Here is a 17427-nt window from a genome sequence, read left to right on the forward strand (position 1 = left end):
ACGCCCCCGGTCAGGAAGCGCCGCCGTCCGGGGTCCGGGGCCCCCGGGGCCGGGCCGTCTCCGGCAGGGCGGCCTCCAATGCGCGCCAGTCGGTCCTGTTCGCCATCCACCGCCGCACCGGGACGGGGGTACGGGTCCCGTCCGCGGCCACGTGCACGAGCCGGCCCTGCTCGAGCGCGAAGCGCTCACCCCGTTCGGCTTTAACTCCCTTGGCGAGCGGGCCGAACCTTCCGGGACCGGAGACGGACGACCATCCGGCCCCGATCTCGGGATCGAACCAGAAGTAGGCCCTGGTCAGCTGCACGGCCCCCACGACGGTGATGACCACGCCGATGGGCAGGCTCATGGTGAACTCGCCCAGTCCCAGCAGCCACACACCCAGGACGAGGTTGAGCAGGCCGAGCCCGAGGAGGAGGACTCCGACGACCGGGGTGAGACGCACCTTGATCCGTGAGGGGGACACGAGGGCTCCTGAGGGGGGTCGTTCCAGCTGCTGACGGTCCCATCATGGCCGCCGGGCGCGCGGAGCACAACGGAGAGCGACGGCCCCGTGGCGCTGTCGCGGGGTGCGCACCGCACACGCGAACGGCCGCGCCGGCCCTCGAAAGGGTCGGCGCGGCCGTCGGAGGCGGCGGGGGCTCAGCCCGCCACGGAGACCGTGGGCGCGCCCGACTCGGCGCCGGACTCGCCCATCTCCTCGGCGATGCGCATGGCCTCCTCGATGAGGGTCTCCACGATCTTGGACTCGGGCACGGTCTTGATGACCTCGCCCTTGACGAAGATCTGGCCCTTGCCGTTGCCGGAGGCCACGCCCAGGTCGGCGTCGCGGGCCTCGCCGGGGCCGTTGACGACGCAGCCCATGACGGCCACTCGCAGCGGAACCTCCATGCCCTCCAGGCCCGCGGTGACCTCCTCGGCGAGCGTGTACACGTCCACCTGGGCCCGGCCGCAGCTGGGGCAGGAGACGATCTCCAGGCCGCGCTCGCGCAGTCCGAGCGACTCCAGGATCTGGTTGCCGACCTTGACCTCCTCCGCGGGGGGCGCGGACAGGGACACGCGGATGGTGTCGCCGATGCCCTCCGAGAGCAGCGCGCCGAAGGCCACGGCGGACTTGATGGTGCCCTGGAAGGCGGGACCGGCCTCGGTCACGCCCAGGTGCAGCGGGTAGTCGCAGGCCGCGGAGAGCTGGCGGTAGGCGTTGACCATGACCACGGGGTCGTTGTGCTTGACCGAGATCTTGATGTCGCGGAAGCCGTGCTCCTCGAACAGCGAGCACTCCCACAGCGCCGACTCGACCAGGGCCTCCGGCGTGGCCTTGCCGTACTTCTGGAGCAGCCGCTTGTCCAGCGAACCGGCGTTGACGCCGATGCGGATCGGCGTCCCGGCCTCACCGGCCGCCTTGGCGATCTCGGCGACCTTGTCGTCGAACTTCTTGATGTTGCCCGGGTTGACGCGTACGGCCGCGCATCCGGCGTCGATCGCCTGGAACACGTACTTGGGCTGGAAGTGGATGTCGGCGATCACCGGGATCTGCGACTTCTTGGCGATGATCGCCAGGGCGTCGGCGTCGTCGTTGGTGGGCACGGCCACGCGGACGATCTGGCAGCCCGCGGCGGTCAGCTCCGCGATCTGCTGGAGGGTCGCGTTGATGTCGGAGGTACGGGTGGTCGTCATCGACTGCACGGACACCGGGGCGTCCCCACCGACGGGAACGTTCCCGACCATGATCTGCCGCGTCTTGCGCCGGGTCGCGAGCGGGCGCGGCGGTGCGGCGGGAATACCGAGATCGACGGTCACGCTTGATTCACCTCGTCTGCCGCCGAGGAGGGGGCGGCACTTGATTCGTCCGTTTCGGGAATTGGGTGTCCGGCGCAGCGCGCGGGTCCGCGTCCGGGGATCACCGTGTCCGGCGGCCTTGGCTACGCCGTCGTTCCCGGATCGCGCCCCCAGGTTACCCGCACCCGGGGGCGTGCCCGGCACGGAACGCGGACCGGGGACACCAGGGTGAACGCCCGGCGCCGCGGGGGTGTCCGCCACCCCTCGGGCGGTCACCGCGGCGGTGGACGGGAAGGGCCCCGGCGCACGGCCCGGCTCGCCGGACCGACCAGGCGGACGGGCGGGCGGGCGGAACCCCGTCCCGGCGGCCGGAGGGCCGCCGGGACGAGGGGTCAGCCGAAGAGTCTGACCGGGTTGAACAGGTCGGCCACGAGCAGGACCACGCTGAACACCAGGAAGCAGGCCACGACCACGTAGGCCACCGGTGTCAGCATCGCCACGTCCACCGGGGCGGGCTCGGGTCTGCGGAAGAGCCTGGCCCAGCCGCGCTTGATCCACTCCCAGATGGCGCCGGCCATGTGACCGCCGTCCAGCGGCAGGATGGGCACCAGGTTGAAGGCGAACAGGAAGAGGTTCACCCCGGCAAGGATCTGGATCATGATCGCGGCGGTGTCGGCCACGGGCAGGCCCTGGGCCATGATCTCGCCGCCGATGCGGGAGATGCCGACGATGCCCACCGGGGAGTCCTGGGTGCGCTGCTCGCCCAGGAACGCGGCGGCGAACACGTCGGGCACCTTGCTGGGCAGGGCGATGAGGGCCTCGCCGACGCCGACCATCATGCTGCCCATCTCGGCGGCGGACTCGGCGAGGGTGAGCGGGCCGCGCTCGGTGGCGAAGACGATGCCGAGGAAGCCCACGACCTCGGTCTCGTAGACGCGGTAGCCCTGCTCGTCGTAGACCGGCTCGCCGTCGGCGTCGGTCTCGTAGACGAACTCGCCCTCGGCGTCGCGGGCCGGGAGCTCGTTCTCGACGATGTCGACGTTCAGCGGCAGCCGTTCGCCGTCGCGCTCGACCACGATCTCCGTGTCGCCCATGGCCTCGCGGATCTGCCGGTTGGCGGTGCTCCAGTCCGGGGTGGCCTCGCCGCCGACGGAGACGATGACGTCGCCGGGCAGCATCCCGGCCTCGGCCGCGGGCGTGGGCGGGGCGTCCTCGCAGTCGGTGGCGGAGCTGCCCGCGGGGACCACGCACTCGCTGACCGTGGCGATCTGGGTGGTGCTCTGCGGCACCCCGATGCCCATGAACAGCACGGCGAGCAGGATCGCGGCCAGGATGACGTTCATGCCCGGACCGGCGAACATCACGATGAGGCGCTTCCAGGGCGCCCGCTGGTAGAACTGCCGGTCCTGGTCCTCGGGGGACAGCTCGACGTAGGACGCCTCACGGGCGTCCTCGGCCATGGCCCGCCAGCGCGAGAGCTTGCGGGGGCTGTCGTCGGCCCTCTGGCGCGAGGGCGGGAGCATGCCGACCATGCGCACGAACCCGCCCAGCGGGACCGCCTTGACGCCGTACTCGGTCTCGCCCCTGCGGACGGACCACAGGGTCTTGCCGAAGCCCACCATGAACTCGGTGCACTTGATCCCGAACATCTTGGCCGTGGCCATGTGACCCAGCTCGTGCCAGGCGATCGAGAACAGCAGGCCGAAGACGAACAGGACGATCCCGACCACGGTCAACAGGGCGACCATGCATCTCTCCTCAGGGCGGTGTCAGGCCTGGCGCGCGAGCAGCTCGCGCGCACGCGTGCGGGCCCAGGTGTCAGCGGCGTACACGTCGTCCAGGCTCAGGTGTCCTCTGTGGGAGGACGCTCCCCCGGCACGTTCTGTTCGCTGGTGCTCAGAGACTACCCGGGAGACGGTGTCCATGATGGCCGTGAACGCGAGGTTTCCCCCGAGAAAGGCGTCGACCGCCTCCTCGTTGGCCGCGTTGTAGACCGCGGGCGCGGTCCCGCCCGCGGCGCCGACCTCGCACGCCAGGCGGACGGCGGGGAAGGCCTCGTGGTCCAGCGGCTCGAAGGTCCAGGTGTGGGCGCGGGTCCAGTCCATGCCGGGCGCGGCGTCGGGCACGCGGTCGGGCGCGCCGAGTCCGTAGGCGATGGGGATCATCATGCTGGGCGGGCTGGCCTTGGCGATCGTGGAGCCGTCCACGTACTCGACCATGGAGTGGACGACCGACTGCGGGTGGACGACCACGTCGATCCGGTCGAAGGGCACGTCGAACAGCAGGTTGGCCTCGATGACCTCCAGCCCCTTGTTGACGAGGGTGGCGGAGTTGACGGTGATGACCGGGCCCATGCTCCACGTGGGGTGGTCGAGGGCGTCGGCGGGGGTGACCGAGGCCAGTTCGTCGCGGCCCCGGCCGCGGAAGGGGCCCCCGCTGGCGGTGACGACCAGGCGGCGCACCTCGTCGCGGCGGGCGTGGACGTGGCCCTGCGCGAGGCTGGCGAGTTCGCCCTCGGGCAGGTGGGGGAAGCACTGGGCGATGGCGAAGTGCTCGGAGTCGACCGGGATGATCTGGCCGGGCCGGGCGAGTTCGCGCACGAGCGGCCCGCCGATGATGAGGGACTCCTTGTTGGCCAGCGCGAGGGTGCGTCCGGCGCGCAGCGCGGCGAGGGTGGACTCCAGGCCCAGGGCGCCGGTGACGCCGTTGAGGACGACGTCGCACTCGCTACCGGCCAGCTCCGCGACCCCCTCGGGCCCGGCCAGGACGGTGGCGCGGCTGCCGTGCTCGGCGAGGGCGCGCGCGAGTTCGCCCGCGCGGTCGGGGTCGGCGACGGCGACCAGCGGGACGTCGAGTTCGGCCGCCTGCTTGGCGAGCAGGTCCACGCGCCCGCCGCCCGCGGCCAGGCCCACCACGCGGAATCGTCGGGGGTTGCGCTGGACGATGTCGATGGCCTGGGTCCCGATCGAGCCGGTGGAACCGAGGATCACTGCTGTTCGCTGTTCTTCTCGCACGCTCCCCATTGTTCCGCAATCCGCCGGGCGGAGTGCGGGGCCTGTGGACAAGCCCGGGGCCGGGGCGGAACGCGGGACCGGGCCCGTGGTGGAACGCGGGCCCGTGGCGCCGACCGGAGGAGGCGGCGGGATCGTGCGTCACCGGGTCTTTGCAACCGGTGCCCGGTGGGACCACCGGGCAGGACGGTCCCCGCGCGGCCGGGCCGCCGCGGACCGGCTCCGGGCTCCGCGCCGCCGCCCGCCTCCTCCCCCTCCTGCTGTCCGCCGCCGAGGACGAGCGGATCCGCGCCGTGGCCTCGCTGAGCGGCTGGGCCGACCTGGCCGTCTCCCGGCCGAGAGCGGCACCGTGATGGTCTCCGGCGCGCTCCAGCAGTTCTTCGACATCCCGACCGGGGTGCTGCTGCCGACGGTGGACCGCCACCGGGCCGCCGTGTGGACCAGCCCCGCCTACCCCGAGGGGGCGCGGGTGGCGGGGACGCCGGAGGTCTCCCTCACGTTCACGCCCGCCTCCCCGGAGGAGGCCCCCGCCCGGGTCACGGTTCCGCTCGCCTGACGGGCGCCGGGGGTCCGCCCCGGCGAGGGACCGGGCGCCCTCCGGCCGCCTCCGGCGCGCCCCCGTGCCGGAGGCGGCCCCTTCTTCCCCCGCCGCGCACGACACAAACACAAAGTAGCCACTCGACTACCGAAAGTGTGCGAGGATGCTCGTCATGACCTCGTCCACCGCACACAGGATTCTCGCCCCCCTCGCCGCCGCGGCGGTCGCCGCCGGGGGCCTCTTCCTCGCCGAGCAGCTCCCGGCGCCCGCGTCCGCCGTCACCCAGGCCATCCACTCCCCCGCGCTTCCCGCGCAGGAGGACCGCGAGGCCCTGTCGCACGTGACGGGGCTCTCCCACCAGGGCGCCGCCGTGACCGGCGACCAGCACCGGGCCGTGCTGGACTACTGGACCGAGGAGCGCATGGCCGCCGCCAAGCCCATCACCGGCATGCTGGAGGACGTCCTCACGTCCGCCGAGGGCGGGACTGCGCCGGACGAGGCAGTGGAGCACCAGGCCGCGCCGCGCTCCGACAGCGAGGGCGAGCGCTGGACCTCGGGCGGGCTGGTCACCAGGACCACCGGCAAGGTCTACCTGACCATGGACGGGCGCGACTTCACGTGCTCGGCGTCGGTGGTGGACGCGGCGAACCGGAGCACCGTGGTCACCGCCGGGCACTGCGCCAAGGACGGCCGGGGCTCGTGGGCGCGCAACTGGACCTTCGTGCCCGGCCACGCGGACGGGGAGAGCCCCTACGGCCGGTTCACCGCCAGCGACCTGCTGGTGGCGCCCGAGTGGTCGCGCCAGGCGGACGACAGCTACGACTTCGCCATGGTGGTGCTCAACCCCGACGGGGACACCACCGTCCAGGAGCGGGTGGGCTCCCAGCGGATCGCGTTCGACGCCTGGACCGAGGACAAGGTGCGCGAGGGGGTGCAGGTCTACACGTTCGGGTACCCGTCGGCGTCCCCGTACGAGGGCAGGCACCTGCACTACTGCTCGGGCCGCACCGAGCCCGACACCGGCGGCACCACGGCCAACGGGGTGCGCTGCTCCATGACGCAGGGCTCCAGCGGCGGCCCCTGGTTCGCCGGTTTCGACACCGGCACCGGCCGGGGCACGATCACCTCGGTGGTCAGCTTCAAGTACGCCGACGACCGCAGCATCCAGTACGGCCCCCGGCTCGGCCGGGAGGCGCGGGAGCTGTACGAGCAGGCGGCCCAGCTGTAGAACCCGCGGAACGAGCGGTGTCCCCCGGCCCCCGTGGCGCGGGGGACACCGCTCGTTCCGGGTCCGGGGCGGCCCCCGGCGCCGCTACAGGTCGATTCCGGTCAGGACTAGGACCCGCTCGTAGGACAGGTCGGTCATGGCGGCGCGCACGCCCTCCTTGCCCACACCCGACCCCTTGACGCCGCCGTAGGGCATCTGGTCGGCGCGGAACGTGGGCACGTCGCCGATGACCACACCGCCGACCTCCAGCTCGCGGTGGGCGCGGAAAGCGGTGGGCAGGTCGCGGGTGAACACGCCCGCCTGGAGCCCGAAGTCGCTGTCGTTGACCGCGGCGAAGGCGGCGTCGGTGTCGGCCGCGCGCTGGAGGACCAGCACCGGACCGAAGACCTCCTGGCGCACCACCCGGGAGTCGTCCGGGGCCTCGGCGAGGACGGTCGGCGCCACGGTCACGCCGTCGCGCGTGCCGCCGGTGAGGAGCTTGGCCCCGGCGGTGACGGCCTCGTCGATCCAGGAGGCCACGCGCTCGGCCGCGGCCTCTTCCACCAGCGGGCCCACGTCGGTGGCGGGGTCGGCGGGGTCGCCCACGCCGAGGGCCTCCACCCGCTCCACCAGGCGCGGGACGAACTCGTCGTACACGGAGTCCTCGACGATGACGCGCTGCACGCCGATGCACACCTGTCCGGCCTGGTTGTTGCCGAACAGGGCCACCCGCTGGGCCGCCCAGTCCAGGTCGGCGTCGGCGAGCACCACGGCGGCGGCGTTGCCGCCCAGTTCCAGGGTGACGTGCTTGTGCGGGGCCAGGCGGGGCAGCTGCCAGCCGAAGGCGCCGCCGGTGAAGGAGATGACGGGCAGGCGCTCGTCGGTGATGAGGGAGGCGGCGCGGTCGTTGGGCATCGGCAGCACCGACACCATGCCGCCGGGCAGGTCCGTCTCGGCGATGATCTCGCCCAGGATCAGGGCGGTCATCGGGGTGGCCGGTGCGGGCTTGAGGATGATGGGCGCGCCGACGGCGATGGCCGGGGCGACCTTGTGGGCGACGAGGTTGAGCGGGAAGTTGAACGGCGAGATGCCCAGGACCGGCCCCTTGGGGACGCGGCGCACCAGGGCCATGCGGCCGGTGCCGCCCGGGTCGGTGTCCAGGCGCTGGAGCTCACCGCTGTCGCGGCGGGCCTCCTCGGCCGCCCAGCGGAACACGGACACGGCGCGTCCGGCCTCGGCGCGGGCCCACTTGATCGGCTTGCCGCTCTCGGCGGTGATGGTGCGGGCGATCTCCTCGGCGCGCTCGCCGATGCGCCGGGAGACGTGGGCGAGGGCGTCGGCCCGCACGTGGGCGGGCAGGGCGGCGGCCTCGGCGGCGACCGCGTGCGCGGCGGCCACCGCCTCCTCGATCTGTTCGGCGGTGGGCACGGAGACGGTGCCCGCTTCCTCGCCGGTGTAGGGGTTGACGAGGGTGATCTCGGTGTCGCCGGTCGCGGCGGTGCCGGCCAGCCAGAACGGACGCGTAGACATGCCCGTGACGCTAGTGCCCCCTTCTCCCGGCATGCCTTGTCCACCGTTGCCAACACGAACGCGGGAGTTGGCCACAGTGGCGCAAGAACGACGCGCGCAGGGCTCCGCGCTCCGAACAGGGGCGACAGCGGGGGGTGTACACCGGGGTGACGGGCGGTATCGTCTGAGGATCAGACAGCCTGACCGGGGATCTTTGGTCGGCCGACTGGCGCCGGCGACCTCCTTCGTCCACAGTGGTGAGGAGGGCTCTGCCAGCGCGTTCGGCCGGACCCTCGGGTCCGCCACCGCCGACGGGATCCCGGGAGTGCCCATTGCCGCTTGTCTACCGCACGCTCGTCGCGGTCCCGGAGCACGACGGCGACCTGGTCGCCGTCACCTCGACGGTCCTGTCGCGGTGGTTGAGCAAGCGCGGCAACTCGGGCGCGCGCGTGGACTTCTCCGCGTCGGGGCGCCATGAGCTGAGCAACCGCTCCCGCGCCCTGGTCGTGCGGCACGACAACCCCGACGAGGGCCTGTCCTTCCTGCGGCTGACCACCGAGTCCGACAAGACGGACGGCGTGTGGCGGACGGTCGCCACCGCTGTCGTGGACCCGGCGCTGTCCCCGTGGCGGTACGTGTGGATCGACATGACCGTCACCCCCTCCCCGGCGGATGAGGGCTCCGAGCAGCCCCGGCTGGACGTCATGCCGCCCGAGGCCGCGCGCATGCTCCTGGAGGCGGTGCACGGCCACGACGGCGGCCACCCGCTGCCGCCCGCGCCCCGGATCGTGCGCGGGCGCGACGACGACCTCGTGGACACGCTCGTGGCCACGATCCGCGACCCCCTGCGGCGCATGGCGGTGGTGGCCACCGGTTCGCCCCGCGACGTGACCGTCGCCGACTGGCGCGGGGCCATGGCCGGAGCCCTGTCGCGCTGCACCGGCATGTGCTCGGGGTACGTGCTCGACGACGCCGCCCTGGAGCGCGTCGGCGCGCTCCTGCCGCCGGGCCTGGACGTCCCGCCCGGCGGGGTGCGCACCTTCTTACCCGGGGTGGACCCGCACGACGAGGCGGACGCCGCACGCCACCCCAGGATGAGCCCGGCCACGCTGGACACCGCGCGCGACGGCGAGCGCATCCGCAACTGGGTGGGCGCCGCCCTCTCGCGGCGGGTGCGCGACAACGCGCTGGAGGTGGGCCTGCCCGGTCCGCTCCAGGCCGTGGACGCGCTGCTGGAGGAGGAGACCGACGACCTGCGGCGGTCCGGACCCGGCACGGCGCGGCCGCGGGTGAGCGTGCCCGCGGCCCGGGGCGCGGCCGTCGTGCACCAGGCGGCGCAGGGCGGGGCAGGTACGGCCGGGGCCGCCTCGGCGCTGGAGCGCGAGGCCCTGGAACAGCAGGCCCAGCGGCTGCGGGAGGAGGTCACCCGGCTCGGCGCGCGGGTCAGCGAGTTGTCCGAGGAGCGCCACGGGCTCCTGGCCGAGACCGCCGACCTGAGCGAGGAGCTCGACACCGCCCGCGAACAGGCGCGCGCCGCCCGCTACGAGGCCCGCTGGCTGCGCGAGCAGGCGCGCGAGGCCGGGCTGTTCCGGCTGGCCGCGGCGCCCGCGCCGAGCGACCCGCAGCGGCGGCCCCCGGTCAGCGTGCGCGAACTGCTGGAGCGGATCACCGACGACTCGGTCCTGCCGCACCTGTACTTCACCATCGAGGACGCCACGGTCTACGAGCTGTCCGACAGCCGCAAGGAGTCCCTGTGGGTCACCCGCGCGTGGGAGGCGCTGCTGGCCCTGAACGACTACGCGCGCTACCAGTTCGACAACCCCGGCACCGGGCTGGGCTTCCACTCCTACCTGCGCGAGACCCCCGACGGGTACCAGGTGATCCCGATCAAGCGGTTGGCCTCGCAGGAGTCGGACCACGTGCGCAACCGGGGCAAGCTCAACGATAAGCGCCTGTTCCGGGTGCCCGAGGAGGTGGAGCCGAGCGGGCGGCTGCCCATGTACGCCCACATCAAGCTCGACATCGAGTACGGGATCTGTCCGCGGCTGTACTTCTACCCCGACCTGGGACCGGGCACCACGAACCGGGTCTACATCGGCTACCTGGGCCGCCACCTGCCCGTGCAGCAGTCCAACTGAGGCCGCCCGGGTACGCGGACCGGGGCCGGGCCGCGTCAGGGGCCTACCCCCCGGCGAGGCGCAGGATCTCGTCGACGACGCTCGCGAGCGGTCTCGTGGCGTCGACGACCGTGCCGTTTCGGGGAACGTCCTCCTTCGTCCGGTGCAGGTGCGCGATGAGGTCCCGTTCGGCCCGGCTGCCGCCCCACTCCCCCTTCGGCCGCCCGTCGAGCCGCCGGCGCAGCGTCCGCGGGTCGACCTCCAGGACGAACACCCCGTCGAACAGCCCGATGAAGTCGGGGAAGTTCCTGGAGCCGCCGCAGAAGAACGTCACCGCGCTGCCCCGGTCGGCGACCAGGGACCTGACCCGGTCCACGTGCCAGAGGTGGTGCTCGTGCCGCAGGCCCTCCGTCGGCTCACCGGTTCGCGGGTCGCCCTGGTAGGCCAGTTCCCGGTCGCCGTCGACGGCGTGGTGCCCGCGCCGCCGCAGTTCCGCGCAGACCGAGGACTTGCCGGTGCCGGAGACGCCCTCGACCAGATAGTTGCGCACGCCCATCACCGGAGCGTACAAGAACGCGTGCGACGTGACGCGGGGGCGGGGGATCCCGCGGCGCGCGTACCCTGGGGGCCGTGACGGAAGCGAGTACGCGGGCCCCGGCAGCCCTGCCCGAGGAGCTGTGGCGCGAGCGCGCCGAGCGGCACCGCGACCGCGTGGACGCGCTGGTCGGGGACCACCTGCGGCGGCGCCGGGAGGGCGTGCGCCACCCGGTGGAGGACTTCCTGTTCACCTACTACAACCTCAAGCCCGCGCAGCTGAGGCGCTGGCACCCGGGCGCGGGGACAGTGCTGCTGGGCGAGGGCGCCCGCGCCCGCCTGGACGAGCGGTTCTACGCCGAGCTGCCCGGGGGCGCGGTGGGCCTGGACACCGCGGCGTTCCTGGCGGCGCGGCCGGTGCTGGACTTCGTGGAGCGGCTGCTGTCGTCGGTCGCCGGGCGCCCCGCCCACCTGGGCTGCTTCGGGCTGCACGAGTGGGCGATGGTGTACCGGGCCGGGGAGGTGCGGCACGGACAGGTGCCGCTGCGGCTGGGCCGGGAGGGCACCGACCGGGTCGTGGAGACGCACCGGATCCAGTGCTCGCACTTCGACGCGTTCCGGTTCTTCACCGACGCCGCGCGCCCGCTCAACACGCTCCGGCCCAGCCGGGAGCGGCAGGACGAGCTGGACCAGCCGGGGTGCCTGCACGCCAACATGGACCTGTACAAGTGGGCGTACAAGCTGGCCCCGGCGGTGCCCTCGGAGCTGGTGGTGGACTGCTTCGAACTCTCGCGGGAGATCCGGACGCTGGACATGCGCGCCTCCCCCTACGACCTGGCGGAGTGGGGGTACGCGCCGGTGCGGATCGAGACCGCCGAGGGCAAGGCGGAGTACATGGAGGCGCAGCGGGGGTTCGCCGAGCGCGGCGCGGTGCTGCGCGAACGGCTGCTGGAGGTGTGCCAGGCCCTGCGCGCGGCCTGAGTCCGCGGGCGGCCGGGGCGGCCGGACGCGCGGTCGGCGCGGCGGCGGCCGCTGACCGGCCGCCGGCCACGGGGGCGCCGGGTCACCCGCCCTGCTGAGGGGGGCCGAGACCGCACGAAGGGGCTCCCCCGGGGAGGGGGATGCGGTGGCGGTTGGCGGCCACCCAGCGGTAGGCGGACCGGTTGAGCGAGCGCAGCAGCGGCAGGCGCGCCAGGCGGCCCAGCGGCCGGGTGAGCGGGCGCCCGTGCAGCAGGAGTTCGGCGACGGCGTCGCCGCCCGAGAAGCGGCGCCCGTCCGCGTACACGAACCAGGCGCTGGCGTCGGTCTGCTCCGGTGTCAGCCCCGCCGATTCCAGGTCGAAGTCCTGCCAGGCCACGAAGCTGCTGCGGGCGCGCAGCCGATCGCGGGCGAAGACCACCGAGCGCTTGCAGAACCCGCAGTCGCGGTCGTACAGGAACGTCCCGGTGCCGGGGACGGTGTCCAGCGAAGGCCTCATGTCGTCATCGTGCCCGCCCGGGGGCGTCCTCTCCCGGTTCCGGCGGGTGTTCTTCGCCGCCCGCCGCGCGCGGGGACCGTCCACCTGGGGCTCCGCGCCCTGGGTGAGCGATCGCACAGCCCGCCCCACTGCCTTCAGGGGGCGTCGGTGTCGCGGGCGGCCCGGGCCCGCGCGATCCGTTCCGCGCGCCACACGCCCAGGAAGAGCAGAATCAGGCCCGTGCCCACCGGCGCCAGCATGGCGGCCGCCTGGAGACGGATGTCGTCCGTGAAGAAGGGGGTCAGGGCGACGGACAGCGCCATGACCGCCCCGGAGGCGATCGTCCAGTTCCCGGCCAGGGCGTGCACGGTGTACCAGGCGTCGTCGTCGGAGAGGGTGTACGTGGTGCGGATGCCGAACACCAGGTTGGGGCGGATCAGTCCCCGAGCGCCCAGCCAGCCCGAAGCGATCAGGATTGCCGGGGCGACCGCCAGAATCGCCATGATCAGGACCATGGTCCAGCCGGTCAGGGGTTCGGTGCCGTCGGACACGGCCTCTGCGAGGAACGGTGGCAAGGGGCTCCTTCCGTCAGAACGCCGGGAGCGCGGGTCCTCCGTCCCGGCGGATGGCGGGTGTCCCACGATAACCGTGCCGTCTCCGGGAATCGCCGGGGCGGCCGGGCCCCGCGCCGCCAGGGGGCCGAGGACCGGGCAGAGGACCGCCGCTTCCGGGGAAGGTGCCCGCGCCGCACGGTGGCCCGGCACGGAGGGCGGCCGTCCGGGTCCCGGACGGCCGCCCCCGCCGGTCGGCTCAACCGGTGCCGTGCACGATGCGCTCGGCCATCTCCTCCCTGGGACGGATCTCACCCGAGAGGATCTGCTCGGCGTAGTGGCAGGCCACCCTGTGGGTGCCGCCCTCGGCGCCTCCGACCGGGCGCAGTTCGGGCCGCTCGGTGTCGCACCGCTCCTCCTGCCGCCACGGGCAGCGGGTGTGGAAGCGACAGCCCTTGGGCGGGTCGGCGGGCGAGGGCAGGTCGCCCGCCAGCAGGATGCGCTCGCGGCTGTCCTCCACCTGCGGGTCGGGGACCGGCACCGCCGACATGAGCGAGCGCGTGTACGGGTGCATCGGCGTCTCGTACAGGTCGTCGCTGGAGGCCTCCTCCACCAGGCCGCCCAGGTACATCACCCCGACCACGTCGCTGACGTGGCGGACCACGGCCAGGTCGTGCGCGATGACCAGGTAGGTCAGCCCCAGTTCCTCCTGGAGGCTCTCCAGCAGGTTGAGCACCTGGGCCTGGATCGACACGTCCAGCGCCGAGACCGGCTCGTCGCAGATGATGAGGTCGGGCTCCAGCACCAGCGCGCGGGCGATGCCGATGCGCTGGCGCTGGCCGCCGGAGAACTCGTGCGGGTAGCGGGTGAGCGCCTTGGCCGACAGGCCCACCCTCTCCAGGGCGTCGACCACGCGCCTGCGCTGGTCCTCCAGGACCAGGGCGCGGCGCTCCCTGCCGCCGGAGGGGCCCTCCCCCGGCGGCGGGCCGCCGATCCCGTGGGTCTGCAGGCCCTCCAGCAGGATGGAACCGATGTTCTGCCGGGGGTTGAGGCTGCCCAGCGGGTCCTGGAACACCATCTGGAGGTTCTTGCGCTGGCGGCGCATCGACTCCTCGTCCAGGCCGGCCAGGTCCTGTCCGCCGAAGAGCACCTCACCCTCGGTCACGTCCACCAGCCGCAGCACCGCGCGGCCCAGGGTGGTCTTGCCGCAGCCGGACTCGCCCACAAGGCCGTAGGTCTGGCCGCTCTCGATCTCCAGGCTGACTCCGTCGACCGCGCGCACGTGGCCGACGGTGCGGTCGAAGAGCACCCCCCTCCTGATGGGGAAGTGCACCTTGAGGTCGTTGATCCGCAGCAGGCTCATACCCGCTCCTCCTCGTCGTCGCCGTCCGGACCGCCCGGGCCGTCCAGCGTGGGCCGGTCGGCCGCGTCCGCGTCCCGGATCGGGTTCACGCACCGGTGCACGTGTGCGGCCGCCGGGCCCCGCCCGGAGCGGCCGCCCTCCTCCACGCCCGCCGCGGCGCCCACCGCCACGAGCTCCGGCGGCCCCTGGAGGCACTCCATCGTGTAGTGGTCGCAGCGGGGCGCGAACGCGCACCCCTGCGCCCAGGCGATGTTGTCGTTGACCGACCCCCGGATGGGGGTGAGCCGCTCACCGCGCGGGGCGTCCAACCGGGGGATGGAGCCCAGCAGGCCCACCGTGTAGGGGTGGGTGGGGTCGGCGAACAGCGGCGCGCGCGGCGCGGTCTCCACCGCCCGCCCCGCGTACAGGACGTTGATGTCGTCGCACAGCCCGGCGACCACGCCCAGGTCGTGCGTGATCATCAGCAGGGCGGTGCCCTCCTCGGTGACCAGGTCCCGGAGCAGCTCCAGGATCTGCGCCTGGATGGTGACGTCCAGGGCGGTGGTGGGCTCGTCGGCGATCATCACGCGGGGGCGGCAGGCCACCGCCATGGCGATGAGCGCGCGCTGGCGCATGCCGCCCGACAGCTGGTGCGGGTACTCGCGCAGCCGCCGGGTGGGGTCGGGGATGCCCACCCGGTCCAGCAGGTCGGCGGCCTCCTTCTCGGCCGCCGAACCGCGCATCCCCCGGTGGCGGCGCAGGATCTCGGTGACCTGGCGGCCGATGGGCACCACGGGGTTGAGGGAGCTGAGCGGGTCCTGGAAGATCATCGCCAGCTGGGAGCCGCGCAGGTCGCGCATCCGCTTCTGCGACAGCTCCAACAGGTCGACCGGGCCGTCGGGCAACCGCATGACGGCGCTGCCGCCGACCCGCACCCCCCGGTCGGGGAGCAGGCCCATGAGGGCGAGCGAGGTGACGCTCTTGCCGCAGCCGGACTCGCCGACCAGGCCGGTCACCCGTCCCTCCTCCAGGGTGAAGGACACCCCGTCCACGGCCCGCACCTCGTCGGAGCCGCGTCCGCCGAACACCACGGACAGCTCGTCCACCGCCAGCAGCGGCGTGCTGGAACTCATGTCACTTCCTCAGCTTGGGGTCGAGCGCCTCCCGCATCGCCTCACCCAGCAGGGTGAAGCCCAGGGCGGTGACGATGATGGCCAGCGCCGGGTACACGGCCAGCTGCGGCGCGCTGGACAGGAACCGCTGGGCGTCGGCGAGCATGGTCCCCCATTCGGGGAAGGCCGGGTCCGGGTTGCCCAGACCCAGGTAGGACAGGGCCGCCGCGTCGATGATGGCGGTGGCCAGGGTGAGCGTGGACTGCACGATCACCGGGCCGAGCGAGTTCGGCAGGATGTGCACGAGGGCGATCTTGTGCTTGCGCACGCCCAGCGCGCGGGCGGCCAGCACGTACTCGCGGTTGCCCTGGGAGAGCATCGCGCCGCGCAGGAGGCGGGCGAAGATGGGGATCTGCGCCACGCCGACCGCGAACATGACCGTGGTCAGGCTGGGGCCGACCAGGGCGGCGATGGTGACCGCGAGCAGCAGGGTGGGCAGCGCCAGCATCATGTCGATGACGCGCATGACGGCGTTGTCCACCTGGCGGCCCCAACGGCCGCCCAGGACCGCGGCGGCCCCGGCCGCGCCGCCGAGCAGCGCGCCGACGCCGAAGCCGACCAGGGTGGCGACCACGCCGACCAGGAGGGTCTGGCGGGCGCCGATCACCATGCGGGAGAACTGGTCGCGGCCGAGGTTGTCCAGGCCCAGCCAGTTCTCGGCGCGCGGGCCGACGAACACGTTGCGGTTGGGGAAGACCTCGTCGCCCCAGCTCTGGGAGACGGGGTCGTAGGGCGCGATGAGCGGTGAGAACAGCGCCACGACGAGGAACACCACGACGATCACGGCGCCGGTGATGGCCATGGGGCTGCGGCGCATGCGCTCGAAGGCGGTGCGCCAGATGCCCGCGCCGTGTTCGCCCTCCTCGCGCTGGCCCATGAGTTCGGCCAGCCGGTCCACCCTGGCCGCCTTGCGTCCCAGGAGGGGCGTGCGCTGGGCCGCGGTGCCCTCGGGCTCCGGTGCGCCCGCGGGTTCGGACCGGTGGTGGGGGCTCGGTGTCGTCGGCATCACTGGGCCCGCACTCTCGGGTCGAGGAGGCTGTAGGAGATGTCCACCAACAGGTTGATGAACACGTACATGGTCGCGATGAGCAGGATGAACCCGGTGAGGACCGGGTAGTCGCGCCCCTGCGTGGCGGCGTAGACGAACGAGCCGATACCGGGGAAGGCGAAGACGCTCTCGGTGAGCACGGCTCCTGCGAACAGGCTTCCGGTGAGCAGTCCGACCGAGGTGACCACGGGGAGCATGGCGTTGCGCATCACGTGGCGGGTGCGCACGGTGTTGCGGTGCAGCCCCTTGGCGTTGGCGGTGCGCACGTAGTCCTCGCCGACCACCTCCAGCACGCTGGCGCGGGTCATCCGGACGATCACGGCGAGCGGGATCGAGGCCAGCGCGACCCCGGGCAGCACGAGGTGGAGCAGGGCGTCCCACACCACGTCGAGTTCCCCGGTCCGCAGGCCGTCGAGGACGACGAACCCGCTGAGGTCGGTGCGGATCAGGCCCGGCGAGAGCCGGAAGGCGGAGGGGAACATCCCGAGCCGCTCGGCGAAGACCACCTTCAGGATGAAGGCGAGGAAGAACACCGGCGTGCAGATGCCCAGGAGGGAACCGCCCACGGCCGCGAAGTCCAGCACGGAGCCGCGTCTGCGCGCGGCGAGGTAGCCGAGGGGGACTCCGACGACGACCGCGATCAGCATCGCGGTGACCGACAGTTCGAACGTGGCCGGGAAACGGGTGAGGAACTCCTCGGTGACCGGCCGTCCGGTGGAGAGCGAGGTTCCGAGGTCGCCCTGGAGGATACGGCGCAGGAAGGCCAGGTACTGAACCGTGACCGGTTCGTCCAGGCCGAGGGAGCGACGCAGCGCGGCGCGCTGTTCGGCCGTCGCGTCGTCGGGTAGGAGGGCGTACTCCGGTCCGCCCGGCAGCCGTTGCAGCCAGACGAACAGCAGGATCGACAGGCCGCCCAGTGTCGGGATCAGCTGGAGGAGACGCCTGACGATGAATCGCAGCACTTTCGCCGCCTTTCGCCAGTGGTGGGAACTGTGGACGCGAAGCGTCCCCGCCGGATCGCGGCGGGAGTTCGAGCGGGTGGTTCGGACGAGGGGCCCGGGCGGCGCGCGGGCGGCGCGCCCCCGCCGGGCGGTGTCGCGGCACGGGGCGCGCGGCCCCGGACGGACCGTGGACCGCGGCCCCGGGCAGCGGGCGGGCCCGACCGG

The 17427-nt window shown here is 73.3% G+C and carries 16 protein-coding genes and 1 pseudogene; 5 read left to right on the forward strand and 12 right to left on the reverse strand.

The genetic code is table 11. The features are described 5' to 3' along the window. Positions 1 to 10 precede the first annotated feature (10 nt). From AC0VX6_RS22065 to dxr, 4 genes are all read right to left on the reverse strand, one after another. Positions 11 to 463, reverse strand: a complete 453-nt coding sequence (locus AC0VX6_RS22065; RefSeq protein WP_274974479.1) for a hypothetical protein — start codon at positions 461 to 463, stop codon at positions 11 to 13. Between the two features lie 176 nt (positions 464 to 639). Then, entirely contained in the window at positions 640 to 1797 is a 1158-nt protein-coding gene (gene ispG, locus AC0VX6_RS22070) for a flavodoxin-dependent (E)-4-hydroxy-3-methylbut-2-enyl-diphosphate synthase (RefSeq protein WP_274974480.1), read from the reverse strand. 371 nt (positions 1798 to 2168) lie between these two features. Further along, entirely contained in the window at positions 2169 to 3524 is a 1356-nt protein-coding gene (locus AC0VX6_RS22075) for a M50 family metallopeptidase (protein ID WP_274974481.1), read from the reverse strand. 21 nt (positions 3525 to 3545) lie between these two features. After that, positions 3546 to 4766, reverse strand: a complete 1221-nt coding sequence (dxr, locus tag AC0VX6_RS22080; protein WP_475469416.1) for a 1-deoxy-D-xylulose-5-phosphate reductoisomerase — start codon at positions 4764 to 4766, stop codon at positions 3546 to 3548. A 182-nt stretch (positions 4767 to 4948) separates the two neighbouring features. Here dxr and AC0VX6_RS22085 point away from each other — a divergent pair, with 182 nt between their 5' ends. The 3 genes and pseudogenes from AC0VX6_RS22085 (at position 4949) to AC0VX6_RS22095 (ending at position 6553) form a co-directional block, all read left to right on the forward strand. Next, positions 4949 to 5140, forward strand: coding sequence for a hypothetical protein (locus AC0VX6_RS22085; RefSeq protein WP_274978296.1), 192 nt, complete (start codon positions 4949 to 4951; stop codon positions 5138 to 5140). After that, a pseudogene (locus AC0VX6_RS22090) lies at positions 5119 to 5313 on the forward strand (X-Pro dipeptidyl-peptidase); the annotation flags it as partial. The gene AC0VX6_RS22085 and the pseudogene AC0VX6_RS22090, both read left to right, overlap by 22 nt. 184 nt (positions 5314 to 5497) lie before the next feature. Beyond that, the gene (locus tag AC0VX6_RS22095; RefSeq protein ID WP_475465909.1) at positions 5498 to 6553 is read left to right on the forward strand and encodes a trypsin-like serine peptidase; all 1056 of its coding nucleotides are present in this window, start codon (positions 5498 to 5500) and stop codon (positions 6551 to 6553) included. A gap of 84 nt (positions 6554 to 6637) precedes the next feature. Here AC0VX6_RS22095 and AC0VX6_RS22100 read toward each other — a convergent pair whose 3' ends face one another. After that, positions 6638 to 8062, reverse strand: coding sequence for an aldehyde dehydrogenase family protein (locus tag AC0VX6_RS22100; protein WP_475465910.1), 1425 nt, complete (start codon positions 8060 to 8062; stop codon positions 6638 to 6640). Positions 8063 to 8373: 311 nt separating this feature from the next. Between AC0VX6_RS22100 and AC0VX6_RS22105 the strand changes: the two genes are divergently transcribed. Further along, positions 8374 to 10179, forward strand: a complete 1806-nt coding sequence (locus tag AC0VX6_RS22105; protein WP_274974484.1) for a hypothetical protein — start codon at positions 8374 to 8376, stop codon at positions 10177 to 10179. A 43-nt stretch (positions 10180 to 10222) separates the two neighbouring features. Here the strand turns inward: AC0VX6_RS22105 and AC0VX6_RS22110 are convergent, their stop codons facing one another. Continuing rightward, positions 10223 to 10714, reverse strand: a complete 492-nt coding sequence (locus AC0VX6_RS22110; protein ID WP_274974485.1) for an AAA family ATPase — start codon at positions 10712 to 10714, stop codon at positions 10223 to 10225. Between the two features lie 74 nt (positions 10715 to 10788). Between AC0VX6_RS22110 and AC0VX6_RS22115 the strand changes: the two genes are divergently transcribed. Beyond that, positions 10789 to 11673 carry a 3-methyladenine DNA glycosylase gene (locus AC0VX6_RS22115; protein WP_274974486.1) on the forward strand — a complete coding sequence of 295 codons (885 nt, stop codon included), beginning with the start codon at positions 10789 to 10791 and terminating at the stop codon, positions 11671 to 11673. A gap of 82 nt (positions 11674 to 11755) precedes the next feature. Here the strand turns inward: AC0VX6_RS22115 and AC0VX6_RS22120 are convergent, their stop codons facing one another. The 6 genes from AC0VX6_RS22120 to AC0VX6_RS22145 all read right to left on the reverse strand — a co-directional run bounded on the left by AC0VX6_RS22120 (position 11756) and on the right by AC0VX6_RS22145 (position 17223). Further along, on the reverse strand, positions 11756 to 12169 hold the full coding sequence (locus AC0VX6_RS22120) for a thiol-disulfide oxidoreductase DCC family protein (RefSeq protein WP_274974487.1): 414 nt from the start codon (positions 12167 to 12169) through the stop codon (positions 11756 to 11758). A gap of 134 nt (positions 12170 to 12303) precedes the next feature. Continuing rightward, positions 12304 to 12723: an SdpI family protein gene (locus AC0VX6_RS22125; RefSeq protein ID WP_475465913.1), complete on the reverse strand. Its 420-nt coding sequence runs from the start codon at positions 12721 to 12723 to the stop codon at positions 12304 to 12306. Between the two features lie 235 nt (positions 12724 to 12958). Then, positions 12959 to 14062 carry an ABC transporter ATP-binding protein gene (locus AC0VX6_RS22130; RefSeq protein ID WP_274974489.1) on the reverse strand — a complete coding sequence of 368 codons (1104 nt, stop codon included), beginning with the start codon at positions 14060 to 14062 and terminating at the stop codon, positions 12959 to 12961. Next, a complete protein-coding gene (locus AC0VX6_RS22135; RefSeq protein WP_274974490.1) occupies positions 14059 to 15174 on the reverse strand; it encodes an ABC transporter ATP-binding protein in 1116 nt (371 codons plus the stop codon). The genes AC0VX6_RS22130 and AC0VX6_RS22135 overlap by 4 nt, the downstream gene beginning before the upstream one ends. A gap of 1 nt (position 15175) precedes the next feature. Then, positions 15176 to 16219 (reverse strand): ABC transporter permease, encoded by a 1044-nt coding sequence (locus AC0VX6_RS22140; protein WP_274974491.1) that lies wholly within the window; start codon positions 16217 to 16219, stop codon positions 15176 to 15178. Further along, positions 16219 to 17223 carry an ABC transporter permease gene (locus AC0VX6_RS22145; RefSeq protein ID WP_274974492.1) on the reverse strand — a complete coding sequence of 335 codons (1005 nt, stop codon included), beginning with the start codon at positions 17221 to 17223 and terminating at the stop codon, positions 16219 to 16221. The genes AC0VX6_RS22140 and AC0VX6_RS22145 overlap by 1 nt, the downstream gene beginning before the upstream one ends. Between the last annotated feature and the right edge of the window lie 204 nt (positions 17224 to 17427).

The organism is Nocardiopsis sp. iso_25 (assembly GCF_056173305.1).